The organism is Amycolatopsis sp. NPDC045836 (assembly GCF_056431745.1).
In genome coordinates this window covers 61,100-85,647 of the sequence record NZ_JBWKKF010000018.1, presented here as the reverse complement: position 1 = coordinate 85,647, position 24,548 = coordinate 61,100, and the positions used below count along the sequence as shown (strand labels likewise).

Sequence of the window (24,548 nt, the reverse complement as noted above, 5' to 3'; positions counted from 1 at the left end):
CTCCATGGGCAAGCCCCGACGCCCGCGGCGACTGGCCGCGGCCCTGCTGCTGGCCCTGGCCACCGCGGTCACCACGCTCACCGCGTGCGGTTCCGACGCGGCGGGCGGGGTCACCAGGATCACCTTCTGGGACGACAACGGCGGCCCGGCCCGCACCCCGGTCTGGCAGCACATCATCGCCGAGTTCGAAAAGGCCAACCCCACCATCGAAGTGGAGTACGTGGGCATCCCGATCGCCCAGGCGCAGCAGAAGTACGACACCGCGGTGGCCGGGGGCGGCCTGCCCGACGTGGGCGGGGTGACCACGGCGATGCTGGCGAACCTGGTGCCGCAGCGCGCGCTGGAGCCGGTGGACGAACTGTTCGCCGCCAGCCCCATCGCCGGTCAGCTGAACGGGCGCATCGTCGACTCGGTGCGCTCGACCGTGCCGGACGGCAAGCTGTACCTGGTGCCGATCTCCACCAACACCGGGGTGTTCTGGGCCCGCAAGGACTGGCTGGCCGAAGCCGGGCTGCCCGCCCCCGAGACCTGGGACCAGCTGTTCACCGCGATCGAGCGGTTCACCGCACCGGCGCAGAACCGGTACGGGTTCACCCTGCGCGGCGGGTCCGGGTCGATCGCGCAGATGCTCGAAGTGGTCTACGGGCAGTCGGGCATCACGAAGATGTTCGAAGCCGACGGCCGGTCCACGGTCAACGACCCGCGCAACGTGGCCGCGCTGGAACGGCTGGCCGGGCTGTACAAGCGGTTCACCCCGGAAGCCGATCTGACCAACGACTACGCGAAGATGGTGGCCCAGTTCGGCGGTGGCAACATCGGTGTCATGCAGCACAACGTCGGGTCCTATCAGGACCAGGTGAAGGCGCTGGGCGCGGACAGGGTGGTGGCGCTGCCGGTGCCGAAGGCGGCGGACGGGACCAGGGCGGTGCTCTCGCACCCGACCACCGGGCTGGGGGTGTTCGCCGGCGGGGAGCACACCGAGGCGGCGTTCCGCTTCGCCGAATTCGCCGCGAGCCCGCCGATGAACACCTACTGGGCCGAGCAGACCGGCGTGCTGCCGGTGAACAGCGCGGTTTCCCCGAGCGACCCGGCGAACCCGCAACCCGGGGTGACGCTGGCGAAGGTGCTCGCCGAACCGTCCACCACGGTCGTCCAGCTGCCCTACCACCTGCCGGAGTTCAACTCCATCACCAAAACCGAAGCCGAGCCGGGCTTCCAGAAGGTACTGCTCGGCGCACTGTCCGCAAAGGACTTCCTGGACGAGCTGGCCGGGAAACTGGGCAAGGCGCAGGCGGAATACCAGCAGCGCACCGGTTGAACCCCGCATGTTCCACCCGTTGTCCGTGATTCTCCACATCGGCCTGCCTACCGTGAGGACAACAGCAAAAACGGACAACCGGAATTGGAGTTCAGCCATGCGCAGTTCGTTCGCCAGGCGAAGCCTGCCCGGCCTGCTGACCGTGGCGGCGGCCGCCGCGCTCACGGTGGCCACCGCCGGGCCGGCCTCGGCCGCAGGCACGCCGACCGGCTTCGCCGCGGGCACCACCGGCGGCGGCAACGCCACGCCGGTCACCGTGACCAGCGCGTCGGCGCTGATCAGCGCGATGCAGTCGAGCAGCCCGGCGGTGATCCGGGTCAGCGGCACCATCTCGATCAGCGGGATGCAGGACGTCAAGTCGAACAAGACGCTGATCGGCGTCGGCTCCGGCGCCACCATCACCGGCGGCGGGCTGGACGTGGACAGCGCCACCAACGTGATCATCCAGAACCTCAACTTCCGCGGCTGGGCCGACGACGCGATCAACGTCACCGACGCTTCGACGAAGATCTGGATCGACCACAACACCTTCTCCGACGGCTACGACGGTGCCGTCGACATCAAGCGCGCCTCGGACTACGTGACCGTGTCGTGGAACAAGTTCACCTCGCACGACAAGACCATGCTGCTCGGGCACAGCGACGGCAACGGCAGCCAGGACCGCGGCCACCTGCGGGTCAGCTACCACCACAACTGGTTCGACGGCACCGGCCAGCGCCACCCGCGGGTGCGCTTCGGCAACCCGGTGCACGTCTACAACAACTACTACGGCGGCGTGACCGACTACGGCGTCGCGTCCACCGTCGAAGCCGGGGTGCTGGTCGAGGGCAACTACTTCGAGAACACCGACGACCCGTTCCACCGCGGTGAGGGCAGCTCGCCCGGCGGTTCGCTGGTCGCCAGGAACAACCACTTCGTCAATTCCGGTTCCGGTGACCAGGGTGGTTCGGTCAACGCGATCCCGTACTCCTACAGCCTGGACCAGGCGTCCTCGGTGAAATCCACCGTGCAGAGCGGCGCCGGTACCGGAAAGGTCGGCTGAACCGGTTCAGCGGAGGACCCCGGTGACCCCGGGGTCCGTTTCCGTAATCGCTCTTTTGTTACCGATAACACCCAATTCGCCCTATCCGCTCCCGGTCCGCCGCCGCTAGGTTGCAGGCAGTTCCGCCGCCACCACAGCTTTGTCAGCGCAGACGAGCGAGGCGACCATGACCGGACACCGCCGGGCCATCGGCCTGGTCACGGCCAACATCGATCTGGGCGTGGCGCCCGCGGTGTGGGCGGGCGTGCTGGCCGCGGCCAGGCAGCACGACGTGGACCTGATCTGCTTCCCCGGCGGGGAGATCGGCGCCGCCGAGCAACCGGCCAACGCGGTCTACCACCTGGTCACGCCGGGGCTGGTGGACGGGCTGATCTGCTGGGCCTCCGCGCTCGGCCTGCCGGAACGCCACCCGCGCGCGGAGAAGTTCGGCCGCCGGTTCGGCCGCGTGCCGATGGTCTGCCTCAACGGCGCGATCGGCGCCCACCGGCCGTTGACCCTGGACAGCTACCAGGGCATGTGCAAGGCCATCGACCACCTCATCGGCGTGCACGGCCGCCGTGACCTGGCCTTCCTGCAGGGACCGGTGCGCAATCCGGTGACCGCCGACCGGCTGCGCGCCTACCACGACACCCTCGACCGCTACAAGATCCGGCCCGATCGCGCCCTGGTCTCACCGCCGGTGGACTTCCGGCGCGACGCCGGTGCCGCGGCGATGCGCGTGCTGCTGGACGCGCGGCGCCTGGTACCCGGCCGCGACTTCACCGCACTGGTGGCGTGCAGCGACTTCCTGGCCGCCGAGGCGATCGGCGTGCTCACCGAACGCGGGGTGCGGGTGCCCGGGGACGTGGCGGTGATCGGGTTCAACGATTCGCCGGAGGCCCGGTTCTGCTCGCCGCCGCTGACCTCGGTGTCCATGCCGTTCGCCGAACTCGGCGGGCAGGCGGTGGAAACCCTGCTGGCCCGGCTCGGCGGGGATCCGGCACGCGGGCGGTCGGCACCGGTGGCCGAACTGGTGGTGCGCCAGTCGTGCGGGTGCGCCGGGGAGGCGGTGCCGCCGAACGCCGGGTTGCCCGCCACCCTGCGCAAGCACGGGATTCCGGCGGAAAACGGGCGGCTGCTGCGGAGCGAGTTCCACGCCGCGCTTTCCGGTGACCCGACGGCCGATTTCCCCGGGCTGGCGGCGGAAATGGCGGTCGGCGGCAATGCCGAGGCGTGGGACGAGATCATCGTCGCGCTGCGCCAGGACGGGGATCTCGCGGAGAAACTGGTTTCCCAGGCCCGCGCCGCGGTCGCCCGCGATGCCCGGCGGCTGCTCGAATACGAGCGCTGGCAGGCCGAGCAGGTGGCGCAGCGGCTGCGGGAAACCGGGGTGGCGCTGTCGTCGGTGGTGGACGAACGCGATCTGACCACCGTGCTCGCCCGCCAGTTGCCGTTGCTCGGGGTCGGGGACTGGAAGCTGTCCATCGGCCCGGCCACCGCGCTCACCCGGTCCGATGTGCTGCACCACGAGCGCCGCAGCACCTGGATCGCGGTGCCGTTGCAGGTGCGCGACGAACCGCTGGGCATCGGCCTGTTCGAAGCGGGACCGCCCGACGGCGGGTTCTACCGCGCGCTCGGCGAGCAGATCAGCTCGGCGGTGCAGGACATCCGCCTCTTCCGCGAGGTCGAAGCCGCCGAAGAGGCGGACAGCGTGAAAACCAGCCTGTTCGGCAAGGTGACCGAGGAACTGCGGGCCCCGGTCGAGGCGATCCTGAAGGAATCGGCGGCCGCGTTGTCGGCCGGTCCGCCACCGGAACTGCGTGGCGCGCTGAACCGGATCACCGCCGGGGCCGAATACCAGCTCGGCGTGCTCGGCGACCTGCTCGAACTGGCCGACGCCGAACTCGATTCGCTCAAGCTGCGCTGCGGGCTGATCGACCCGCGTGAACTGCTCGCCGAGGTGTTCGGCGCGGACGGGCTCGGCCGGTTGCCGCTGATCGAGGCGGACGGGCAGCGGCTGCGGCAGGTGCTGCTCACGCTCAGCCGCAGCGTCGGCCGCCGCGCCCGGCGCACCGTCGAGGCCGACGTGCTGCCGCCGCACCTGCGCATCCGGATCAGCTACCGGGGCGCCGGTTCACCGAGGGGCGGGCTCGGGCTGTCCATCGCGCGGCGGCTCATCGCCCTGCACAACGGTTCCCTGCGGTTCGAGACCGGTTCGGCCGGGGGCACCTTCCACCTGTTCCTGCCGTTGCCGGGACCGCAGGGGCGGGCGGTGCCGGACGAGGCGGCCGACTCGCTGCTGTGCGTGGCCGACGGCCCGGCCGCCGAGGAAGCCGTTGCGGCGGCCGGGCTGGCGGGGTTGTCCGTGCTGAAGCTCGGCACCGGTGACGACGTGGCCGCGGTGGTCGAGGAGAACCGGCCGGCCGCGGTCGCCTGGGACACCGCGGCGCTGCGGCCGGAGCACTGGGCGGTGCTGCGGCAGCTGCACGACCACCCGAAGCTGCGGAGCACGCCGTTCCTGGCCTACGCCGCCGGGCACGGCCGGGACCTGCGTGAGGTGATCACCGCGGTGCGGCCGGTGGAACTGGCGGGGCTGGCGGTGATCGCCGATCCCGATCCGCGGGCGCAGGCGGGCACCCAGCAGCTGATCGCGCAGCTGCGCCCCGGGCACCTGGCGCTGACCGCGCCGGACGGGGCCACCGCGTTGTCGCTGATCGGGCACGACGTGCCGAACCTGCTGATCCTGTCCCGCCAGCTGCGGGACATGGACGCCTTCGACGTGCTGGAACGGCTGCACGGCGACGCGCGGCTCAGCGATGTGCCCGCCCTGGTGCTCAGCAACGACGAACTGACCTACGACGACGTCCGGCGCGCCGCCCCGCACGCGCGGACCGTGCTGCTGGGCAAGGGAATCCTGTCCGACGCCGAGACCCTCACCCTGCTGCGGCGGCTGCTCGACCCCGGGCGCCGGGCGCCGACCCGGCAGGAGGTGCAGCGGGCGGTGGTCTACCTGCACCAGAACTACCAGCACCAGATCACCCGGCGGCAGGTGGCGAAGGCGGCGGAGATGAGCGAGGACTACCTCAGCAGGCGGTTCCACCGGGAACTGTGCGTCTCCCCGTGGGAGTACCTGACCCGGCTGCGGATCGCCAGGGCGAAGGAGCGCCTGCAGGAAAGCGACGACAGCATCCAGGCCATCGCCCGCCAGGTCGGCTTCCACGACCGGGCCTACTTCAGCCGCATCTTCCGCAAGCACACCGGCGTGCCGCCGCAGGACTACCGCCACCCACCGCGGCGGTGACCCGCCGGGGTGGCCACCCGGCTCCGCGTGGCACCACCCGAAGAGCTGACTTCCGGATTCGTGTGGCCGAGTCGCGGGCTCGCGGGTCCGGTGTTCGTGTGGCTGGGTCCACACGCGCGTGATCGGGTCGCGGGTCCGAGCGCACCCGAGTTGCGCGGCCGGACAGTTGGCTTGGTGTTCAGGCAGCTGAGTTGCGCCCTTGGTCACCCCCGGGTCGCGTGCTCGCCGGGCTGACTTCCGGATTCGTGTGGCCTCGTCGCGGGCTCGCGGGTCCGGTGTTCGCGTGGCTGGGTCCACACGCGCGTGATCGGGTCGCGGGTCCGAGCGCACCCGACTTGCACGTCTGTACAGCTGACCTGGCGTTCAGGCAGCCGAGTCGCCACCCGGCCACCCGAGTCGCGTGTTCAGGCCGCCGGTCCGAGCCTGCCTTCGCCAGGGGTCCGCTGGTCCGGGCTTACCAGCGCGCATTACTCAGTGATTGTCCAACCAATACCTAATTTTGTACTGAACAAACGAAAGTAGGTAACGAGACGGGGTGTCCTGGGTCACTCTTCGTAGGCCGGTTGTCACCGGTGTCTCCCCCGAACCCACTTCCCTGCCGAAAGTGAGTTGCCGGTCATGTCCAAGAAGACCCTGCGGCGCACCCCCGCCGCCATCGCCGTGCTGGCGGGCGCCACCGCCCTGTTCAGCGGCGCCCCGGCTTCGGCCGCCGTCGAAGGTTATTCGGCCGAGGTGCAGGACGCCGCGGTCGCCTCGATCACCGCCAGCCAGGGTGTCAGCGCCGCCGCGGCGCAGCAGGTGCTGCGCGTGCAGGACGCCAGCGCCCGCACCCTGGACGCGGTCGAGTCGAAGCTGGCCGGGCGGCACGCCGGTGGTTTCCTCGACGCCGCCGGCCTGCCGGTGGTCAACGTGCTCGACGCGGCCGGTGCCGCCGAGGCGCAGCGCGCCGGCGCGACCGCCAACGTCGTCCGCTTCTCCCTGGCGCAGCTGGACTCGGCCCGCGCCGCCCTGGAAGCCCTGCCCGCGGTGTCGCACACCACGATCGGCACCGACGAGAAGGCCAACCAGGTCGTGCTGACCGTGTCCGACGCGGCCGTCGGCGCCGAGAAGCTGGTCGCCAAGGCCGCCACCCTCGGGGACGCGGTGCGCGTCGAGCGCACCACCGGCCAGATGAGCAAGGCCATCTACAACGGCGAGGCCATCACCGGCGGCGGCACCCGCTGCTCGGCGGGCTTCAACGTCAACCGCGGCGGCCAGCTGCACATCCTCGACGCCGGTCACTGCACCCGCGCGGTGTCGCAGTGGAACGTCGGCCCGTCGGTGGGCGCCAGCTTCCCGACCAACGACTACGGCCTGATCCGCAACACCACCGGCAGCGGTCCCGGCGCGGTGACCCTGTGGAACGGCTCCACCCAGCGGATCAGCTCCGCCGCGAACGCCCGCGTCGGCCAGCAGATCTGCAAGAGCGGCAGCACCACCCGGCTGACCTGCGGGGTGGTCGAGGCCACCAACGTCACGGTCAACTACTCCGAGGGCCCGGTCTACCAGACCGTGCAGACCAGCGCCTCGGTCAACCCCGGTGACTCGGGTGGCTGCCTGTTCTCCGGCAGCGTCGGCCTCGGCATCACCTCCGGCATGGGCGGCGGCAACTCCTACTTCCAGCCGGTCGTGGAGGCCCTCAACGCCTACGGTGCCACGCTGACCTGAGCTCCCCGGTGAAACACCGGCGTGCCCCCGGGGTCTCCCGCCCCCGGGGGCACGCTCGTGACCGGGTGGCTGGTGCCGAGCGCCGGTGAGCTGTTCAAGAGCCGCGTGTTCAGCGAGGGGTGAATCGCTTGCCGCCGGGAACACGGCGCTGGAATCCTGCCGCGGCAACGCCCACTGGATTCCTGGAGGCCGTGATGAAGCGTCTCGCCCTGTTCGTGCTCGCGACGGCGGCGCTGCTGCTGGGTGGGTCCCCCTCGGCGGGCGCCGAGCCGCCCATCGGCATCCCGCCGGACTGCAGTGGCTGGTACGCCGGCGACACCGCGTGGGTCTACTGCGGTCAGCGCGCCTTCCGCCCGGTGGTGATCTGCGACGGCAACGCCTACTTCGGCCCGTGGACGCAGGCCGGGTACCAGAACACCGCCTACTGCGCCGGCCGGGTCGCCAGCGGCTGGAGCGTGGACTACCACGACTGAGCCCAGCGCATGGCGGGAGACGACGGCGTGGGCGGGCCCCTGGCACCGTGGTGGCAGCACACCCGGCGGAGGGAGAAGGCGCGGTGCGGATCCTGGTCACCACGGTGGCGTTGCCCGGGCACTTCTTCCCACTGGTTCCGCTCGCCTGGGCGGCCCGCGCGGCCGGGCACGAGGTGCTGGTCGCCTGCGCCGCGCAGTTCGTGCCGACGGTGCTCGGCTCGGGACTGCCCGTGGTCTCCACCGGGCCGGGGTTCGACGACGTCACCGCCGACGACAACCCGGCGGCCGGGGTGGTCGAGCAGCGCACCGCGCACGGCCGGGTGTTCGGCCGGATGGCCGCCCGCAACCTGCCCGGCCTGGTCCGGCTGGCGAAGGCGTGGCGACCGGAACTGGTGCTCAGCGAGCGCGCCGAGTTCGCCGGTCCGCTGCTCGCGGCGAAGCTCGGCATCCAGCAGGTCGAACTGCACTGGGGCGTGGCCGAACTGCCCGAGTACCGCTCGGGGGCGGCCGCCGAACTGGCCCGGCGCGGCCTGCCCGGCCCGCCCGAACCCGGCTGGCGGCTCAACCCGTGGCCGCCCTCGCTGCGCCGGCCCTACGCGGCGGCCCACGGCGGCATCCGGACGTTGTCCTACAACGGTGAAGCCCGGGTCCCGGACTGGGTGCTGCGACCGCGTGACCGGCCGCGGATCTGCCTGACCCTGGGCACCGTGGTGCCGCGCAACGGGAGCAGCCAGGTGGCCGGGGGCGCGGTCGAGATCATCCGCGCGTTGTCCACGCTGGGTGCCGAGGTGGTGGTCGCCATCGACGACCGGATCGCCGCGGGCTGGCCGCCCCTGCCGCCCGAGGTGCGGCACGCCGGCCGGGTGCCGCTGTCCCAGCTGTTCCCGGCCTGCGACGTGGCGATCCACCACGGCGGGCAGGGGACTTCGCTGACCGCGCTGGAAACCGGCCTGCCGCAACTGGTGCTGCCGGTGTTCGACGACCAGTTCGACAACGCCGGCGCGGTGGTGCGGGCCGGCGCCGGGGAACTGCTGACGCCGCAGCAGGTCGAACCCGCCGCGATCGCCCGCCGCTGCGCCGAAATCCTGGCCGGTGACCGGTACCGGCCCGCCGCCGAGGCGGTGGCGCGGGAAATCGCGGCGCAGCCGTCACCGGCCGAGATCGCCGGCGCCTTCTCGTCCTCCCGGCTGCGCCGCGTGGCCTGAACCGCCCCGGGGGAACGGACCGCGCAGGTGGGCCTGCAGACGCGGCCCGAGCAGGGCGACCACCCGTTCGGCGGGCATCGAGGCCAGTGGTTCCAGCAGCAGCACGTAGCGGTTGATCACCAGGCCGACGATGTCGATGGCGACCATGGCGAGCCGTTCCTCGCGGTGTTCGTCCGCCAGGACGCGGGTTTCGAGGTAGGCCAGTGCCGAATCGGCGAAGGCGCGGCGGACCCGTTCGGCGATTTCGCCGCCGCCGCACGCCGCGCGCAGCAACGCCAGCAGCGGCTCCCGGTCGCGCCCTTCCCAGTCGTCCAGCCACACCCGGACCACCTGTTCGCCGAGCCGGTCGTCCGGGGTGTCGCCGAGGACCGGCCACCCGCTGTCCCGGTCGAGCACCTCGAAGAACAGCTGCTCCTTGGAGTTGAAGTAGCGGATGACCGCGGCCGGGTCGACGCCGGCCGCGGCCGCGATCGAGCGCACGGTGGTGGCCTCGTAGCCGGTCACGGCGAACCGCTCCTTCGCCGCGGCGAGGATGCGTTCCCTGGTCCGGGCGGCCTGACGGGCACGCAGGCCCAGCTCCTTCTCGCGCACGCCAGGACGGTAAGCCGGAACCCGGGTTCGATCAACAACCGTTGCGCCGACCGGGGTGGCGGGGTTAGCGTGTTCGCGCAACAGGCGTTGATCGAAGGGGGACCGGTGACCAGAGTCCTGCGTGACGAGGCTGAGCTGCGGGCGGTGATCCGCGAGCCGAACCGCCTGGTCGCCGAGAAGCACATCGACCACATCGACCCGGAGTCGCGGCGGTTCATCGAGGCCAGCCCGTTCTTCCTGCTGGCCTCCACCGCCGCCGACGGCAGCTGCGACGTCTCCCCGCGTGGCGACCCGCCCGGCAGCGTGCTGGTGCTCGACGAGCACACGCTCGCCTTCGCCGACCGCAAGGGCAACCGGCGGCTGGACACCATGCGGAACATCCTGCAGCGCCCGCAGGTCGGCATGCTGTTCGTGGTGCCGGGCATCGGGGACACGCTGCGCGTCAACGGCACCGCGCAACTGGTCACCGAGGCGCCCTACCTGCTGCGGATGGCGGTGGCGGGCTCGGTGCCGGTGCTGGCCGTCGAGGTGCGGGTGCAGGAGCTGTACTCGCACTGCACCAAGGCGTTCCTGCGGTCGAAGCTGTGGGACCCGGCGTCCTGGCCGGACCGGAGCGAGGTGCCGACGGCCGGGCAGCTGACCCGGGGCCAGCACGGCACCCGCATCCCGGCACGCCTGATCGACGCCGCCCTCCGGAGCGAAGCCAAGCGGAACCAGTACTGAGCAGGAACGGGTTCTACTCGGCGGCTGCGGGAGCCGGGGCCCAGCGGTTCGCGGTGAGGCGGAAGCTGGGCAGGTCGTCGAGCGAGTGCGTGGCTTCGAAGGTGCGCTGGTAACCGGTGCGCGCGATGCGCCAGCGGCCGTCGCCGCCGCGGCGGTAGGTGTCCTGGTAGAAGGCGGCGCCGCTGATCACCACGCGGTGCTCGGTGGCGATCACCAGGTCCTGGAACGCCCAGACCCCCGTCGCCGCGTCGCCGTCGAGGTCGATTTCCGGCTGGCAGGCGAAGTGCGTGGTGATGATGCCGGGGCCGAGGGTGTCGCGCAGGAAGCCGAGCACGGCCTCGCGGCCGGTGAAGCTGAGCGGTTTGCCGTAGGCGGGGGTGCCGTAGTCGGCCACCGCGTCCGGGGTGAGCGCGCCGGCCAGCTCGTCCCAGTTCTTGGTGTCGACGCAGCGGAGGTAGCGGTACTTGAGTCGCTTGATCTCTTCGAGTGCGGCGAGGTCCATGCGCTCCAGCTTCCGCCCCCTCCGCGGCGTACGCAAGAACATGTTCTAATTCTGTGCCTGGCTCAGGCGTACAGCTCCCAGGCGAACCACGCCTTGTCCGGGTTCCGGTAGCAGTCGAAGTCCCGCCACTTGCCCGCCAGGATGCCGCTGTTGCCCGCGTCGACGCAGTTGAACTGGTACATGTGCGTGCTGCGCAGGGTGGGCCACACCCCCGCCGAGGCGGGCTGGGCCATGGCCACCGCCGCGGTCAGGGCCACGCCCGCCCCGGCCAGCGCGACCCGCGTCTTCTTCCCCATGTCATCTCCTTCGGTGATCGACTCCGCCGGGAAAGGTAGCGGGCGCCCGGGCGCGGCGCGGGCCGATTCAGGTGAGGCTGAAAACCGCCGGCCGGGGGCGGGCGTGACGGAGCCCTCGGTCTGCTTGGCGCCTCTTCGGGCGCCCCGGCCTCATTCCGGCCAGGTGGGGGAGCGGCCGAGCAGGGCCACGATCCGGTCCAATCCGGACAGTCCAGCCGGATCGACGGCTGGGCCGAAGGCGGCGCCCGGTTCCAGGCGCATCTGGTTGTCCGGGACCGACTCGGCGATGCGCAGGGCTTCGTCGAGCACTTCGCGGTCGAAGCGGAGTGGCAGGCCGAGGGTCCGGGCGACGTCCCAGGAGTGCACCACGTAATCGACGAAGTGGAAGCTGAGCGCCTGCTCGGCGGTGAAGGTGAACTCGGTGGTGAACTCCGGCAGCGGGAACTTGCGGTCGGCGAGGTCGTTGGCGGCGAAGGCGTTCAGCACCCGGTTCACCGATTCGCGGTAGGTGGCGATCGGGTCGTCGCCAAGGGGGAGGAGTTTCCAGTGGGCCGGGTCGCCGTCGCCGTGGGCGGCGGCGGCGAAGCCGTGGTGCTGCGTGGTCATGTGCGCCAGCAGGCCGTGCAGGGTCCACGCCTCGCAGGGGGTCGGCTTGGTCAGGTCGGCGGGGGTCAGGCGGGTGACCAGGTCGAGGCTGGCGCGGGTGGCGATGGCGTCCAGGAAGCGCAGCTCAGTGATAGGCATACGCCTATCATCTACATATGCGTACGATCAGTCAAGCTCGGTAGGGTCTGGCGCATGGCGGAGCAGGAGCGGCCGGACCTCGCGGCGATGCTCGGCGGCCTCGTGCGCAAGCTGATGGCGCTGGAAACCCCGGTGCTCGACGAGCACGGGCTGAGCATGTGGGGCTACGTCGTGCTCAGCACGCTGGACGACGGCCCGGTGCGCACGCAGGCCGCGCTGGCCCGTGCGATCGGCGCCGACAAGACGCGCATCATCGGCACCCTGGACAAACTCCAGGAAGACGGGCTGATCAGCCGGGACCCCGACCCGGCCGACCGCCGGGTGCGGTTGCTGGCGATCACCGACGAGGGCCGGGCGCGGAGGCGTGCCGCGCAACGGCAGATCCAGGCGCACGAAGAGGAACTGCTCGTGCAGCTGTCCGAAGCCGATCGGGCGGCCTTCCTGCGTGCCGCGCGAACGCTGTCTGCTTAGAGACCCCGGCTGAGTGACTTCAGCTGGTCGACGGAGGCGGCGTCGCCGTCGAAGTCGAGTCGGACGGCGTCGCGGCCGAAGGCGAACAGCAGGAGTTCCACCGGTGTGCCGGTCACCGTGACGGTGTCCGGGCCGCTGCGTGCCGCCACCTCGCCGTGGCCGGGTGCGCGCAACACCACTCCGACGGGTGAGCTGCGCAGCGTCAGCTTGGCGAGGGCGCGGACCGACCGCCAGGCCGCCGCGTCCCGCCCCGGTTCGGCCGGCCGCGGTTCCCAGTCCGGCTGCGCGCGGCGCACGTCCTCGTGGTGGACCAGGAACTCGGCGCTGTTGACCAGCTCGTCCAGCGGGGGGAGGCGGGTGGGCCAGAACCAGGCCGGCCCGGAGCGCACCTTGCGCACGAGATCAGCCCACGGCAGGGCCGCGTACCGGGCCTGCACCGAGTTCGTGTGCGCGGCCAGGAGGGGCACCATGATGCCCGCCGCCGCGTCGGGGCGGTGCTCGCGCAGGACCAGGTGCGCGGCCAAGTCGCGGGTCTGCCAGCCCTCGCACAGCGTGGGCGCGTTCGGCCCCAGCTGCTCGAACAGCTCGGCCAGGGTCCGTCGTTCCTCGGCTGCCACACCCATGCCCCCGACCCTACCCACCTCGGCCCGCCCCGCCACAAGGATCCACAGTGGACGGTCAACCGGCCTGGTCGTGCCGGTTGACCGGCGAGTGGGTGGCCCGCGAGGCGTGCCCGGCGCGGAGCGGGCGACCGGAAAGGTGAACCGCCGCCGGTGCGGTGCAGGCGCCGTCGCGGTGGCTGCCCAGCCAGAACCGCCCGCAGTCGGTGGTGGTGCACCAGGTCCACTCGGCGTTGGCGGCCAGGGTGAACCCGGGCTCCGGGCAGCGGACGCCCGGCCAGCCGCAGAGGAGTTCCCGCCGATGTCCGGCCGGGCGGACATCGGGGCGGGCGGGCCGCCCGGCCCGCGGGAGAATTCGCCCATTCCGCCCCTTTCGCGTGCTGGTGACCGCCCTGGCTGCCCGCACCGTGCGGGATGTCCGGATTTTGGTCAACCGCCGCGTGCATGAACGCGGAATCGCTGGGAAGCCGGAGGGGACATCACCACCGAATCCCAGGAGGTTGTACAGGTGTTCCGGCATACGAAATTGCTGCAGTTCGAGGCCAAGCCGGAGAAGCCCGATCCGGTGTACGCGCGCAAGCTGCAGGAGCTCATCGGTGGTGCTTACGGTGAGATGACGGTGACCATGCAGTACCTGTTCCAGGGGTGGAACTGCCGCATGGAGGGCAAGTACAAGGACCTGATCATGGACACCGCCACCGAGGAGATCGGGCACGTGGAGATGCTCGCGACCATGGTGGCCCGCCTGCTCGAGGGGGCGCCGGCGACGGTGACCGCCGAAGCGGTCAAGGATCCGGTGATGGCCGCGGTGATCGGGGGGATGGATCCGCAGCAGGCGATCATCGGTGGCGGGGGTGCGTTGCCGCACAACTCGCAGGGGGTGCCGTGGATCGGTTCCTACATCGTGGCCAGTGGGAACCTGCTGGCGGATTTCCAGGCGAATGTGGCGGCCGAGGCGCAGGGGCGGTTGCAGACCGCGCGGTTGTACAACATGACCGACGACCCGGGTGTGAAGGAGATGCTGAAGTTCAACCTGGCTCGTGACACGGTGCACCAGAAGCAGTGGCTGGCCGCGATCGAGGAGTTGCGGGCGGACGGGATCGAGGAGACCCCGATCGCGCCGAACGCGTTGTTCGACGAGGAGGACCAGGTGCACAACAACACCATCTGGCACCTGTCGGACGGCCCGGACGGCGCCAAGGGCGGCTGGAGCAAGGGCAAGGACTCCATCGAGTACCTGATGGACCCCGAGCCGCAGGGCGGCCCGGGCACCGCCCCGGCACCGGACCCCGCGCTCTACGGCACCTACTCCGCGGTCAAGGACGCGGTCGGTACCGCCAAGGGGAAGGCCAAGCAGGCCAAGAAGAAGCTGTCCTGACGAAAGCGAGGAGAAACCATGGCCACCGGTGAGACCGGTTTCGACGATGTCAGCTACGACCTCGTCTCCGTGCAGTACCACGCGTTGAAGGCGGGGCACGACTACGGGCAGTACGTCCGCGACGCCGACAACGCGGGCCGCCAGGACATCGCCGACTTCTTCCGCAAGGTGATGGAAGAGGACTCGGCGCGCGCCAAGCAGTGTCACGAATTCCTGAAGGACCTTTCGGGTTCCTCGGAATCGGGGCCCGCGGTCTCGTGATCACCACCGGATCGACCCGGTCGCGGGCTCACCGCGCCCGGGTCATCCGGCGCACGGCGACGACCAGCCCGGCGAGGCAGAGCGCCAGCACCACGCCACCGAAGAGGCGCGCTTCGGCCGGGGTGTCCGGCGTCCAGCGACGCCCGGTGTCCGTGCCGCCCGCGGGGCCGAACACCAGGAACAGCACGCCGATGACCGCGCCGAGCCCCAGCCCGGCGAGCACGTGACGCAGGCGTTTGCGGGTGTCCAGCGGCTCGCCCCGGTCCTGCGCCCTGGCCACCGGGACCATGACAAAACCGATCAGGCCGAACAGCAGGCTGATCCAGCCGGGAATGGCTGATCCGGCCCACAGCAGCAGTCCGCCGATGGCGGCGAAGAACACTCCCGCCAGCACCATGACCCAGGTTTTCAACGTTGCCCCCAATCGTCGTGGTGCCGGATTACCCGCCGGCCGGGCCGCGTGAAACCTCAGCGGGGCTCGGGCGGGTAGCTCATCACCAGCAACGCCCGTCCACCGCCCGCGCCGGCGGCGTAGCCGTGGCGGACGTGGCCGTCGAAGTGCGCGGTGTCGCCCGGCTCCAGTTCGAGCAGGTGCTCGGCCGGTCCGCAGGCCACCGTGCCGCCGGTGCAGTGCACGAGTTCCCGCGTGCCGGGCTCGTGCGGCTCGCTCTCGAACCGCGCACCGGGCGGCAGCACCAGTTCGAAGACCTCGGTGCGGTGGTGGCTGTGATCGGTCTGCAGCAGCCGGCCCCGCATACCGCCGGTGGACTCCACGATGTTGCCCTCGCCGGCGCGCTGGACCCTGGCGGGCGCGACGCCGGCCGGCTCGATCAGCTGCCCGACGCTCAGGCCGAGGGCGTGGCCCAGGGTCCACAGCGTTTCCAGCGACGGATTGCCGTCGCCCGCCTCGATCCGGGCCAGGCTCGTCTTGGACAGGCCGGTGAGCTTGCTGAGTTCACCGAGCGACTGGTTGCGGGCCTGGCGGTGCCGCCGGACCGTCTCCGCCAGGTGCCGTGCCGCCGTTGACTGGGTCACCATCGTTCCCTAGATTGAACGAACCGTCACATATATGTGCCACAGTCTAGGGGGAACACGTGCTGGAAGACATCCGGGCCTGGCTCGCGCCGCGGGCCGAGGAGATGGCCGGCTTGCTGGCCGAGCTGGTCGCCGTCGAATCGGAGAACCCACCGGGCCGCGACCTGGGTCGCTGCGCCTGGCTCCTGCGAGACGCGATGGCCGGGCTCGGCCTGGAACCCGAGATCATCGAACTCGCCCCGGCCGGGGGCCTGCAGGACCCGGCCGTGGTGCGCGGCACCGCCGGGCACGGCGCCGGGCTGCTCTACTTCCACGGCCACTTCGACGTGGTGCCGGTGCAGGACCGCGGGCAGTTCACCCTCGAACGCCGGGACGGGAAGCTGATCGGCCGGGGCACCGCGGACATGAAGGGCGGCCTGGTCAGCATGCTCTACGGCGCCGCGGCGGCGAAGGAACTGGGGCTGCTCGACCGCGGCCGGATCGTGCTGCACCTGGTGTGCGACGAGGAAACCGGCAGTGTCGCCGGCGCCGGGCACCTGCGGGCCGCGGAGCTGATCGACCCGCGGGCGCTGGCCATGGTGACCGCCGAGCCGAGCGGTGGCGCGATCTGGCACTCGGCCCGCGGCGCGATCTCGCTGCGCGTCGACGTCCGCGGCCGGGAGGCGCACGTCGGCCAGGCGGACACCGGGGTGAACGCGTTCACGCACCTGCTGCACGTGGCCCGCCCGCTCCAGGAGTACGCCGAGGAGGTGGCCGCCCGGGGCAACATGGTCGTGCTCGGCGGTTTGTCCGGCGGTGGCTCGAACTTCAACGTGGTGCCCGGTTCGGCCTTCTTCACCCTGGACAGCCGGTACCTCCCGGAAGAGGACCTCGACGCGGAGCTCAAGCGCCTCACCGGCCTCATCGACGACGCCGCGCTGGAGATCGGCGCCGACGTGTCGGTGGAGGTGACCCAGTTGCAGCCGTCGGCGGGCACCGACCCGGCCCATCCGGCAGCGGCTTCGCTCGCCCGCTGCGTCAGCGAGGTCGACGGCACACCAGCGCGGTTCGAGAGTTGCCCCGGGATCCTGGACATCCGCTGGTACGCCCAGCTCGGCATTCCCGCCTTCGCCTACGGTGCCGGGCGCCTGGAGGTCTCCCACGGCCCCGCCGAGTACGTCGACGAGGCCGCGATGCACCGGTGCGCCGCCGTTTACGCGTTGTACGCCGGGGAGGTGCTCAGCCGCTGATCGCCTGGATGGCCGGACGCTGATCGCCCGGCGGGTGGCAGCGAGACAGGTGCCCAGCGCCGCGGTCGCCACGGTCACCCCGTAGCTCAGCGGGCTCTCGTCCGGTACCACCGATCCGGTCCGCAGCAGGCTGTACGGCACGATCGCGGCCACCGCGGCCAGCGAGCCGAACAGGATGCCGGTCACCGCCAGCAGCCCGCCCTCCACGCCGACCATGCCGAGCACCTGCGGTGGTGTCGCCCCGGCCAGGCCCTGCCCGCCGAACTCGCGCGGCGGTGGCTCATCGCCGCGGCCAGGGTGTTGACCAGCATCACCGCGGTGAACAGCGCGATCATGCCGACCACCACGAAGTTCAGCGTCTCGATGCTCCGGCGTGCCGGTGGCGATGCCGGTGAACAGGATCACCGCGACCAGGCCGTCGGCGAACTGGCGCGTGCGCTGCTGGGCGGTCAGCACGGTCGGGTAACCGCCGACGCCGGTCAGCGCCCGCACCGGACCGCCCAGCACCGCCACCACCGCCCCGGCCAGGGCCGGGGAGAGCATCGCGAGGCCGATCGAGCACAGGATCACCGCCTGGCCGGCGATCGCCATCACCTCGAGGCCACCGCCGTCGAACACGGTGGCGGTCAGCCCGGCGCAGCTCAGCCCGGCCACCAGCACCAGCACCACGGTCACCACGCGCTTGCGGCTCATCCGCGGGTTGCCGGTCACCGCCAGCGCCGCCTGCCGGGCCGGCACCACGGCCGTGCGGCGCGCCGCCACGACGGCGGCCAGCACGGCCGCGGTGAACGTGAGGCCGATGCCGAGCCCGAGCCCGCCGAACCGGTGCTCGATGCCCGCGGTGAGCGGACCGGTGCCGATGAGCAGCCGCAGCAGCAGTTCCCCGCCGAACACCGACGGCACGATCACCAGCAGCCCGGCGACGACCGCGACCACCGCCGCCTCGCCGGCCACCAGCAGCACCGTCTGCGCCGGAGTCGCCCGGAGGCTGCGCAGCAGCGCCATTCCCGGTTCCGCTGGCGCACCAGCAGGGTCAGCGCGGAACCGACGGCGAAGGCGACGATGACCAGAACCCAGCCGCCGACCACCGCGGCCACCAGCCGCAGCGTGGTCGCCGAGGTCTCGTCGACGCCGGGCACCAGCCCGGTGTCCAACATGGACGCGAAGGTCATCAGGATGAACGCGCCGAGGAACAACGCGACGAAGCCGGCCGCGAAACGCCGGGGCGGTGGCGCAGCGAGCGCAGGGCGAGTCCGAACACGGCTCACCCACCCACCGCGGCCGCCGGGTGGGGGGTGCGTGCGCCCAGGTGCGCCAGCCGTTCGGCCACGACCCGCGCGGACGGCCGGTCCAGCCGGTCCACGATCCGGCCGTCGGCCAGGAAGACCACGGCATCGGCGTGGCCGCGGCGACCGGGTCGTGCGTCACCACCACGGTCTGGCCCAGCGTGCGCACCGCATCGGCCGGCAGCGCCAGCACCTCGCGGGCGCTGTGCGTGTCCAGTGCGCCGGTCGGTTCGTCGGCGAAGAGCAGCTGCGGCCGGGTGACCGGCGCCCGCGCGATCGCGACGCGCTGCTGCTGGCCGCCGGACAGTTCGGCGGGCCGGTGGCCGGTGCGCTCGCCGAGCCCGGTGCGCTCCAGCACCTCGCGCACGTACTCGTGGTCGATCTTCCGGCCGGCCAGGCGCAGCGGCAGCGTGGTGTTCTGCCGGACGGTCAGCGTGGGCAGCAGGTTGAACTGCTGGAAGACGAAGCCGATCCGGGACCGGCGGAACTTCGTCATCGCCGTTTCGCCGCCGTGGACCAGCACCCGGCCGGCGGCCGGTGCGTCGAGACCGGCGGCGCAGTGCAGCAGCGTGCTCTTGCCGGAACCGGACGGCCCCATCACCGCGGTGAACGTCCCGGCGCGCAGCGCGAGGGAGACCTCGCGCAGCGCGTGCACCGGATTTCCCGCGGTGCCGTGGGTTTTGCTCACCCCGTCGAGCCGGAGTGCCGCCCGGTCGGTCATCGCGAACCCCCCTCTGCCGCTTGTTGCCCCGACGCTACGAGCGGGCAGGTGCGGCGACCATGGGGTGCGCCACCGTGGGGAGTGGGGTTTGCCCTACCCGAGTGGGCCGGGTCAGAGCAGGGTGTAGAGCCGGGCGGCTTCGTCGGGGGTGGTGATGAGGGGGAGGGTGTCGAAGGTGAGGGTCCAGCCGGTGCGGCGGTCGAAGCGTTCGATGATGCCGAACGAGGTCGGGGTGGGGCGGTCCGGCGTGGTGATGGTGCCGTACCACTCCTGGTGCGTGGCGCCGTCGGCGTGCACGGTCTGGCCGGGGCGCAGCTGCACGGTTTCGGCCTTCTCGAAGAACCGCCGCAGGTAGGCGAGTTTGCCGCCCTGGGTGCGCAGGCTGCCGCCGCCGAGGCCGGTGCCGGTGAGCGGGGCCTTGCCGGTGGCGCCGACCAGTGCTCCGGCGTCGCGGTTGTTCCAGGCCGCGAGTCTGGCCTGGAGGTCCAGCGAACCGGTGACCGGGCCCGGCCCGGCGTCCCGGATGCCCTCGAACAGGTTCTCCAGCGACGGCTCCAGGCCGCTGAACCAGGTGTAGCGGTCGTAGTAGCGCCGCCCCTGGATCACCTTCCCGTCGTCCCCGAGCACCACGCGGTAGATCGCCGGGTAGGTCACCGTCTCGCCGTGGATCTCGACTTCGTTGTGCGCGCCGTACAGCACCACGTTCCCCTCCACCGCGACCCGCGTCGGGTACATCCGGAACGACGGCAGCTTCGTCAGCGTGCCCGTGATCGCCGCGCGGATGGCTTCCCGGCCCTGGATCACCGTGCCCGCGGCCTCCCAGAGCGTGGCGTGCTCGTCGAAGATCTCGTTCGCGTACAGGTCGATCCGCTCGGGACCGGTGGCCATCGCGCCGAACCGGGTCTGCCGGTCGATGAACGCCTGGGCGTTCGCCGGAACCCCTGCCCCGGCCGACGCGGTGGTCACCCCCGCCCCCAGCATCGCCGCGACCCCGGCCAGCACACCCAGCGACTTCAGCAGTTTCATCAAGTCCTCCAACGTTCTTCGGTGACTTGATCACCTTCGCCGCCGAGGGGGCGTGCTGTCGATTACGCCCGAGGTAATCGGTTCCGCGCCGAACTGCCGGGAACCGCCTGCCCGGCGCGCCACGTCCGAGGTCCGTGATCACCGACTTCGACGCGACCGGATTCCAGCGCGTGGACGAGAACACCTGGCAGGACCCGCACAACGGGGACCGCATCACCGTCCGGTACCACGGCGGACCGCCGGCCGAGCCGTTCTGGCTGGAGGACGTCGAGTCGATGCGCCGCAGCCTGGCGCACCGCCACCGCGAGGCGGGCTGCCTGATCGAAGCGAAGCCGGTGCCCGTCGGCGGCCTGACCGCGGTGTACCAACTGGCCAAGTTCCCGCATTCGAACGCGCCGACGGGACAGGCGTTCTCGGCGAGCCTCCACCTGGCGAAGGCGAGCGCGCACGCGGTGCTGACCTACTACGCCGAGGAACGCGGCATCACCGGTATGCGCGAGGCCCAGCTCAGCGTCCAGCTGGGCCTGCCGCCGGACTGGTTGCTGCCGCACCCCTACGACCCGGCCCTGCGCGGCAGGCTGCCCTACCACCGCGGTGACGACCCGGTGTGGGACGAACAGTTCCCCGAGCACCCGCTGTCCCGGGTCCGGGCGTGGTTCGCCCGCAGCGCCGGAACCATCACCGTCGATCCGGAGTTCGCCGCGCTGCCCGAATTCACCCCGAGCTAGCGGTTCGCGCGTTCGATGGAGCGCAGCACCAGGTTGCGCAGGCCGGGCAGGCGCATGGCGCGCATGGTCAGGTCCTGCACCCAGACCTGCGCCCGGCCAGCCGGTGCGAACCGGCTGATGCCCCGCCGCGCCAAGGCTTGCCGCTTGCCGACTTCGGGGCGCAGGGAGGCTTCCCATTCGGCCAGTGCCGCGGGGAGGTCGTCGTGCTGGTCGAGGGTGGTGACGAGGTGGTCGGCGCCCGCGAGGGCGAGGGCGGCGCCGTAACCCGCGAACAGCGTCACGCACCAGGCCGCGTCTCCCAGCAGCACCACCCGGCCGCGGCTCCAGCGGTCGGTGACCACCTGGCTGACGCTGTCGAAGTAGGCCGAGGCGCCCACCTGGCGCAGCGCGTCCGGCACGGCACCGCCCAGATCGCCGAACGCCCCGGCCAGCGCGCCTGCCGGACCCAGTGCCAGTTCGGCTTGCGGGTCTTCGGTGCGGTGGGTGAAGAACGCGCACGACCGCCCGGGCCCCAGGTTCATCACCGCCGCGGTGCGTCCGGGGCCGATGAACGTGGTGCCCGAGTTCGGCGGCACGCCCGCCGGAACGCCGTCGAGCGGGAACGCGGCCACCATGTGCTCCAGGTCCACCTCGGCACCCTTGCCGAACACCAGTTCCCGGGTGCCGGAGTGCAGTCCGTCGGCGCCGACGAGCAGTTCGGCCTGCTCGGTCGTGCCGTCGCTCAACGTGAGCCGCACGCCGTCGGCGTCCTGGTCGATCTCCCGGACGGTGGTGCCGAAGCGGATCACCACGTCCGGCGGCACCGCCTCGTACAACACGGTTTCCAGGTCACCGCGGAACACCGTGAGCGCCCGAGCGCCGACCGAAGCCTGCGCGATTTCGGCGGGCACGGTGAACTTGGTGCTGCCGTCGGCCCGCACCAGGATCGAGGTGAACACCCCGAGGTCCCGCTCCCGCAGCGCGGGCAGCAGGCCCAGCCGTTCCGCGGCGTCGTAACCGAGGCCCAGCAGGTTGACCAGGTAACCGCTGCTGCGGCGGCCCGGGGCGCGTTCCACCACGAGCACCTCCCAGCCCGCTCGCCGCAGCCGTAGTGCGGCCGCCAGTCCGGCGATGCCCGCCCCGGCGACCACGACCCGTCCGTTCCCGTGCACTGGACCTCCTAGAATGAGCATGTGTTCAAACTCAGTATGAGCACATGTTCATCCTGGGTGCAAGGTAGACTGGCCCGCGTGCCAAGAGGGGTTGCCATTCCGGAGGTCCGGCAGCACCTGTTCGCCGCCGTCGAACGCGTGATCCTGCGGGACGGCGCCGCCAAGCTCAGCGGTCGCGCGGTCACCGGGGAAGCCGGTGTGGCGAACGGCCTGCTGTACGCGCACTTCGCGGATTTCGACGACTTCCTGGCCGCCTACGCCGTCGACCGCAGCTTCCTGATCTCCGCCGGAGCCGCCGCCCTGCCGGGGCGGGCGGGCACCGGCAGCGTCGCCGGGAACCTCGGCGACGCCCTGTTGCCGGTGCCGCCGGTGACCGTGCTGGCACTGGCCCGCCTCCTGGTGGCCCGGCCGCGGCTGACCGGGCTCACCCGCGAAGTGCTCGGCGAGCAGGCCGCCGGGCTCGACGCCCTGGAAGCCGCCGCCACCACCTACCTCGCCGAGGAGCAGCGGCTCGGCCGCGTCACCGCGGGCGCCGATCCCGCGGCGCTGGCGCTCGCCCTGGTCGGGGTGCTCCAGCGCATCGCGCTCACCGCCGAGTCCGAATCGGACGTCCACCCCCGCCTGCGGCAGGTGATCGCCGCGCTCGCGGGCGGTTTCACCCCGGCGGCACGCGGCTGAGCAAGGCTCCGGTGAGCGGAGCCGGAACGCTGTGGACGATCGGTGCTCGTGGTCCGGTGTACTACCGTGGTCTTCGCGGGGAGCGGAAAGGACGTCGGTGTGGGCGAGCGGATGCAGATCGGCGAGGTGGCCGTGCGCACCGGGCTCTCCCTGCGCACGATCCGCTACTACGAGGAAGTCGGGCTCGTCGTGCCCAGCGCCCGCAGCCAGGGCGGGTTCCGCCTCTACACCGAACCCGACATCGACCGGCTGCAGCTGATCAAGCGGATGAAACCGCTGGGCTTCCAACTCGAGGAGATGCGTGAACTGCTCGGCATCCTCGACCCCGGCGAACCGCAGTCCGAGCACAACGACGCGCGGCTGGTCCAGTTCAGCGAGTCCGCCGAGAAGGCGTGCCAGGACCTGCGGGCCAAGCTGATCATCGCCGAGGAGTTCGCCGCGTTGCTGCGCTCGCACCTGGCGCTGGCGCGCAAGCGCGCGGATCAGCCCTCGGCCAGCAGGGGTTCCAGCGCCAGTTCGGGGTGACCCCGCAGCATCGTGCGGACGTCGAACTCCTCGGCGAACACGGCCAGCTCGGCCCCGTCCCGGCGGGTGAGCACCTCGCTGCGGCGCCCGGCGTCGACGATGGGCCGCTGGCTGGGGTCCCCGAGCCGCCGCACGGCGTGGTACTCCAGGTGATCGAGCCGGATCGGCGAACCGAACTCCAGCTCCATCCGGTGCGAGGCCACGTCGAACTGCATCGGGCCGACCGCGGCGAACACCGGTGCCGCGTCCCCGCGCAGGTCCGAGGTGAGCACCTGCACCACCCCCTCGGCGCCGAGCTGCTCGACACCGCGGCGGAACTGCTTGGCGCGGCTGAGGTCGGTCGGCCGCGCGACGGCGAAGTGGGCGGGGGCGAAGCTGGGCAGGCCGGGGAACCGGACCGCCGGCTTGCCCGCGTGCAGCGTGTCGCCGACGCGCAACGCGGTCGCGTTGACCAGGCCGATCACGTCGCCGGGGTACGCAGTGTCCAAAGTGGTCCGCTGCTGGCCGAACACCTGCTGGGCGTACTTGGTGGCGAACGGTTTCCCGGTGCAGGCGTTGGTCACCACCATGCCCCGTTCGAACACCCCGGAGCAGACCCTGGCGAAGGCGACCTGGTCCCGGTGCGCGGGGTCCATCCCGGTCTGCACCTTGAACACGAACGCGGAGAACGGATCGTCCAGCGGCCGCGGCACCCCGTCGGCGTCCGGCCGCGCGCTGGGCTCCGGCGCCAGTTCGACGAGCAGGTCGAGCAGGCGCCGGACGCCGAAGTTGCGCACGGCGGCGCCGAAGAGCACCGGTGTCGCCGTGGCGGCGTGGAACCGGTCCTCGTCGAAACCACCGCCGGAGGCCTGCAGCAGCTCGGCCTCTTCGCGGGCCTGCCGCCAGTCGCTCCCGGCGGCGGCTTCGGCTTCGCCCGGGGCGAGGCGGTCGTCGTCCGAGCCGGCGTCGTCGTTCTCCTGGTGGTAGCGCACCAGTTCGCCGGTGGTCAGGTCCAGCACCCCGCGCAGGTGCCCGGCGGCGCCGACCGGCCAGGTCAGCGGCATGGGCTGCAGGCCGATCCGGTCGGTCAGCTCGTCGCAGAGGTCCAGGGCGTGGCGGCCGGGGCGGTCCCACTTGTTGATGAAGGTGATCACCGGGATGCCGCGGTGGCGGCAGACCTCGAACAGCTTCAGCGTCTGCGGTTCCAGGCCCTTCGCCGCGTCCAGCAGCATCACCGCCGAGTCCACCGCGGACAGCACGCGGTAGGTGTCCTCGGAGAAGTCGGCGTGGCCGGGGGTGTCCAGCAGGTTGATCACCGCGTCCCGGTAGGCGAACTGCAGGGCCGCCGAGGTGATCGAGATGCCGCGGGCGCGCTCCATCTCCATCCAGTCCGAGGTCACCCCGCGCCGCCCGGCCTTGCCGTGCACCGCACCCGCCTCGGAGATCACCCGCGCGTGCAGGGCCAGCGCCTCGGTCAGGGTGGACTTGCCCGCGTCGGGGTGGCTGATCACCGCGAAGGTGCGGCGGCGGGCCGCCTCGGCGGCCACGGCCGCCGGGTCACTGATCGAAAGCACGGCCC

Annotated in this window: 27 protein-coding genes and 1 pseudogene; 14 read left to right on the top strand and 14 right to left on the bottom strand. The window is 71.8% G+C overall.

All coding sequences use genetic code 11. The features are described from left to right. The first annotated feature begins 4 nt into the window (after positions 1-4). The 6 genes from AC07EG_RS30265 to AC07EG_RS30240 all read left to right on the top strand — a co-directional run bounded on the left by AC07EG_RS30265 (position 5) and on the right by AC07EG_RS30240 (position 9,025). Entirely contained in the window at positions 5-1,318 is a 1,314-nt protein-coding gene (locus AC07EG_RS30265; protein WP_478256623.1) for an ABC transporter substrate-binding protein, read from the top strand. Positions 1,319-1,415: 97 nt separating this feature from the next. After that, positions 1,416-2,360: a pectate lyase family protein gene (locus AC07EG_RS30260; protein ID WP_478256622.1), complete on the top strand. Its 945-nt coding sequence runs from the start codon at positions 1,416-1,418 to the stop codon at positions 2,358-2,360. A 166-nt stretch (positions 2,361-2,526) separates the two neighbouring features. Next, a complete protein-coding gene (locus tag AC07EG_RS30255) occupies positions 2,527-5,640 on the top strand; it encodes a substrate-binding domain-containing protein (protein ID WP_478256621.1) in 3,114 nt (1,037 codons plus the stop codon). Positions 5,641-6,258: 618 nt separating this feature from the next. Next, complete coding sequence (locus AC07EG_RS30250) at positions 6,259-7,347, top strand: S1 family peptidase (RefSeq protein ID WP_478256620.1); 1,089 nt, start codon at positions 6,259-6,261, stop codon at positions 7,345-7,347. 194 nt (positions 7,348-7,541) lie between these two features. Next, positions 7,542-7,820 (top strand): hypothetical protein, encoded by a 279-nt coding sequence (locus AC07EG_RS30245; RefSeq protein WP_478256619.1) that lies wholly within the window; start codon positions 7,542-7,544, stop codon positions 7,818-7,820. Between the two features lie 83 nt (positions 7,821-7,903). Continuing rightward, complete coding sequence (locus tag AC07EG_RS30240) at positions 7,904-9,025, top strand: nucleotide disphospho-sugar-binding domain-containing protein (RefSeq protein ID WP_478256618.1); 1,122 nt, start codon at positions 7,904-7,906, stop codon at positions 9,023-9,025. Here the strand turns inward: AC07EG_RS30240 and AC07EG_RS30235 are convergent. Beyond that, positions 8,969-9,616, bottom strand: coding sequence for a TetR/AcrR family transcriptional regulator (locus AC07EG_RS30235; protein ID WP_478256617.1), 648 nt, complete (start codon positions 9,614-9,616; stop codon positions 8,969-8,971). The genes AC07EG_RS30240 and AC07EG_RS30235 overlap by 57 nt on opposite strands. A 105-nt stretch (positions 9,617-9,721) precedes the next feature. On the opposite strand from AC07EG_RS30235, the gene AC07EG_RS30230 reads away from it, so the two are divergent. Next, positions 9,722-10,339: a pyridoxamine 5'-phosphate oxidase family protein gene (locus AC07EG_RS30230; protein ID WP_478256616.1), complete on the top strand. Its 618-nt coding sequence runs from the start codon at positions 9,722-9,724 to the stop codon at positions 10,337-10,339. A 13-nt stretch (positions 10,340-10,352) separates the two neighbouring features. Here the strand turns inward: AC07EG_RS30230 and AC07EG_RS30225 are convergent, their stop codons facing one another. The 3 genes from AC07EG_RS30225 to AC07EG_RS30215 form a co-directional block, all read right to left on the bottom strand. After that, positions 10,353-10,841: a nuclear transport factor 2 family protein gene (locus AC07EG_RS30225; protein ID WP_478256700.1), complete on the bottom strand. Its 489-nt coding sequence runs from the start codon at positions 10,839-10,841 to the stop codon at positions 10,353-10,355. Positions 10,842-10,903: 62 nt separating this feature from the next. Beyond that, the gene (locus tag AC07EG_RS30220) at positions 10,904-11,137 is read right to left on the bottom strand and encodes a hypothetical protein (protein WP_478256615.1); all 234 of its coding nucleotides are present in this window, start codon (positions 11,135-11,137) and stop codon (positions 10,904-10,906) included. Positions 11,138-11,287: 150 nt separating this feature from the next. After that, a complete protein-coding gene (locus AC07EG_RS30215; protein WP_478256614.1) occupies positions 11,288-11,881 on the bottom strand; it encodes a TIGR03086 family metal-binding protein in 594 nt (197 codons plus the stop codon). A gap of 54 nt (positions 11,882-11,935) precedes the next feature. Between AC07EG_RS30215 and AC07EG_RS30210 the strand changes: the two genes are divergently transcribed. Continuing rightward, positions 11,936-12,352, top strand: a complete 417-nt coding sequence (locus AC07EG_RS30210) for a MarR family winged helix-turn-helix transcriptional regulator (protein WP_478256613.1) — start codon at positions 11,936-11,938, stop codon at positions 12,350-12,352. On the opposite strand, the gene AC07EG_RS30205 is transcribed toward AC07EG_RS30210, so the two are convergent. After that, positions 12,349-12,975: a TIGR03085 family metal-binding protein gene (locus AC07EG_RS30205; RefSeq protein WP_478256612.1), complete on the bottom strand. Its 627-nt coding sequence runs from the start codon at positions 12,973-12,975 to the stop codon at positions 12,349-12,351. The genes AC07EG_RS30210 and AC07EG_RS30205 overlap by 4 nt on opposite strands. A gap of 55 nt (positions 12,976-13,030) precedes the next feature. After that, positions 13,031-13,405 carry a hypothetical protein gene (locus AC07EG_RS30200; protein ID WP_478256611.1) on the bottom strand — a complete coding sequence of 125 codons (375 nt, stop codon included), beginning with the start codon at positions 13,403-13,405 and terminating at the stop codon, positions 13,031-13,033. Between the two features lie 75 nt (positions 13,406-13,480). Between AC07EG_RS30200 and AC07EG_RS30195 the strand changes: the two genes are divergently transcribed. Both AC07EG_RS30195 and AC07EG_RS30190 read left to right on the top strand, forming a co-directional pair. Further along, positions 13,481-14,350, top strand: a complete 870-nt coding sequence (locus AC07EG_RS30195) for a manganese catalase (protein WP_478256610.1) — start codon at positions 13,481-13,483, stop codon at positions 14,348-14,350. Positions 14,351-14,368: 18 nt separating this feature from the next. Then, entirely contained in the window at positions 14,369-14,611 is a 243-nt protein-coding gene (locus AC07EG_RS30190; RefSeq protein WP_478256609.1) for an acyl carrier protein, read from the top strand. Positions 14,612-14,639: 28 nt separating this feature from the next. Here the strand turns inward: AC07EG_RS30190 and AC07EG_RS30185 are convergent, their stop codons facing one another. Both AC07EG_RS30185 and AC07EG_RS30180 read right to left on the bottom strand, forming a co-directional pair. Further along, positions 14,640-15,008 (bottom strand): hypothetical protein, encoded by a 369-nt coding sequence (locus AC07EG_RS30185; RefSeq protein WP_478256608.1) that lies wholly within the window; start codon positions 15,006-15,008, stop codon positions 14,640-14,642. A gap of 71 nt (positions 15,009-15,079) precedes the next feature. After that, positions 15,080-15,649, bottom strand: a complete 570-nt coding sequence (locus tag AC07EG_RS30180; RefSeq protein ID WP_478256607.1) for a helix-turn-helix domain-containing protein — start codon at positions 15,647-15,649, stop codon at positions 15,080-15,082. 101 nt (positions 15,650-15,750) lie between these two features. Between AC07EG_RS30180 and AC07EG_RS30175 the strand changes: the two genes are divergently transcribed. Beyond that, positions 15,751-16,875 carry a M20/M25/M40 family metallo-hydrolase gene (locus tag AC07EG_RS30175; protein ID WP_478256699.1) on the top strand — a complete coding sequence of 375 codons (1,125 nt, stop codon included), beginning with the start codon at positions 15,751-15,753 and terminating at the stop codon, positions 16,873-16,875. A 182-nt stretch (positions 16,876-17,057) separates the two neighbouring features. On the opposite strand, the gene AC07EG_RS30170 is transcribed toward AC07EG_RS30175, so the two are convergent. The 4 genes and pseudogenes from AC07EG_RS30170 to AC07EG_RS30155 all read right to left on the bottom strand — a co-directional run bounded on the left by AC07EG_RS30170 (position 17,058) and on the right by AC07EG_RS30155 (position 19,908). Beyond that, positions 17,058-17,210 (bottom strand): hypothetical protein, encoded by a 153-nt coding sequence (locus AC07EG_RS30170; protein WP_478256606.1) that lies wholly within the window; start codon positions 17,208-17,210, stop codon positions 17,058-17,060. 570 nt (positions 17,211-17,780) lie between these two features. Beyond that, complete coding sequence (locus AC07EG_RS30165) at positions 17,781-18,047, bottom strand: hypothetical protein (RefSeq protein WP_478256605.1); 267 nt, start codon at positions 18,045-18,047, stop codon at positions 17,781-17,783. A gap of 92 nt (positions 18,048-18,139) precedes the next feature. Further along, positions 18,140-18,882 (bottom strand): annotated as a pseudogene (locus tag AC07EG_RS30160) (ABC transporter ATP-binding protein). A gap of 111 nt (positions 18,883-18,993) precedes the next feature. After that, complete coding sequence (locus AC07EG_RS30155) at positions 18,994-19,908, bottom strand: nuclear transport factor 2 family protein (RefSeq protein WP_478256604.1); 915 nt, start codon at positions 19,906-19,908, stop codon at positions 18,994-18,996. 134 nt (positions 19,909-20,042) lie between these two features. Here AC07EG_RS30155 and AC07EG_RS30150 point away from each other — a divergent pair, with 134 nt between their 5' ends. Then, positions 20,043-20,636 carry a hypothetical protein gene (locus tag AC07EG_RS30150; RefSeq protein ID WP_478256603.1) on the top strand — a complete coding sequence of 198 codons (594 nt, stop codon included), beginning with the start codon at positions 20,043-20,045 and terminating at the stop codon, positions 20,634-20,636. Here the strand turns inward: AC07EG_RS30150 and AC07EG_RS30145 are convergent. Beyond that, the gene (locus AC07EG_RS30145; RefSeq protein ID WP_478256602.1) at positions 20,633-21,787 is read right to left on the bottom strand and encodes an FAD-dependent oxidoreductase; all 1,155 of its coding nucleotides are present in this window, start codon (positions 21,785-21,787) and stop codon (positions 20,633-20,635) included. The two genes, AC07EG_RS30150 and AC07EG_RS30145, sit on opposite strands and share 4 nt — an antisense overlap. Positions 21,788-21,865: 78 nt before the next feature. Here AC07EG_RS30145 and AC07EG_RS30140 point away from each other — a divergent pair, with 78 nt between their 5' ends. Both AC07EG_RS30140 and AC07EG_RS30135 read left to right on the top strand, forming a co-directional pair. Next, positions 21,866-22,465, top strand: coding sequence for a TetR/AcrR family transcriptional regulator (locus AC07EG_RS30140; RefSeq protein WP_478256601.1), 600 nt, complete (start codon positions 21,866-21,868; stop codon positions 22,463-22,465). A gap of 99 nt (positions 22,466-22,564) precedes the next feature. Further along, the gene (locus tag AC07EG_RS30135; RefSeq protein ID WP_478256600.1) at positions 22,565-22,990 is read left to right on the top strand and encodes a MerR family transcriptional regulator; all 426 of its coding nucleotides are present in this window, start codon (positions 22,565-22,567) and stop codon (positions 22,988-22,990) included. Here the strand turns inward: AC07EG_RS30135 and AC07EG_RS30130 are convergent. Continuing rightward, positions 22,948-24,543 carry a peptide chain release factor 3 gene (locus AC07EG_RS30130; protein WP_478256599.1) on the bottom strand — a complete coding sequence of 532 codons (1,596 nt, stop codon included), beginning with the start codon at positions 24,541-24,543 and terminating at the stop codon, positions 22,948-22,950. The genes AC07EG_RS30135 and AC07EG_RS30130 overlap by 43 nt on opposite strands. Between the last annotated feature and the right edge of the window lie 5 nt (positions 24,544-24,548).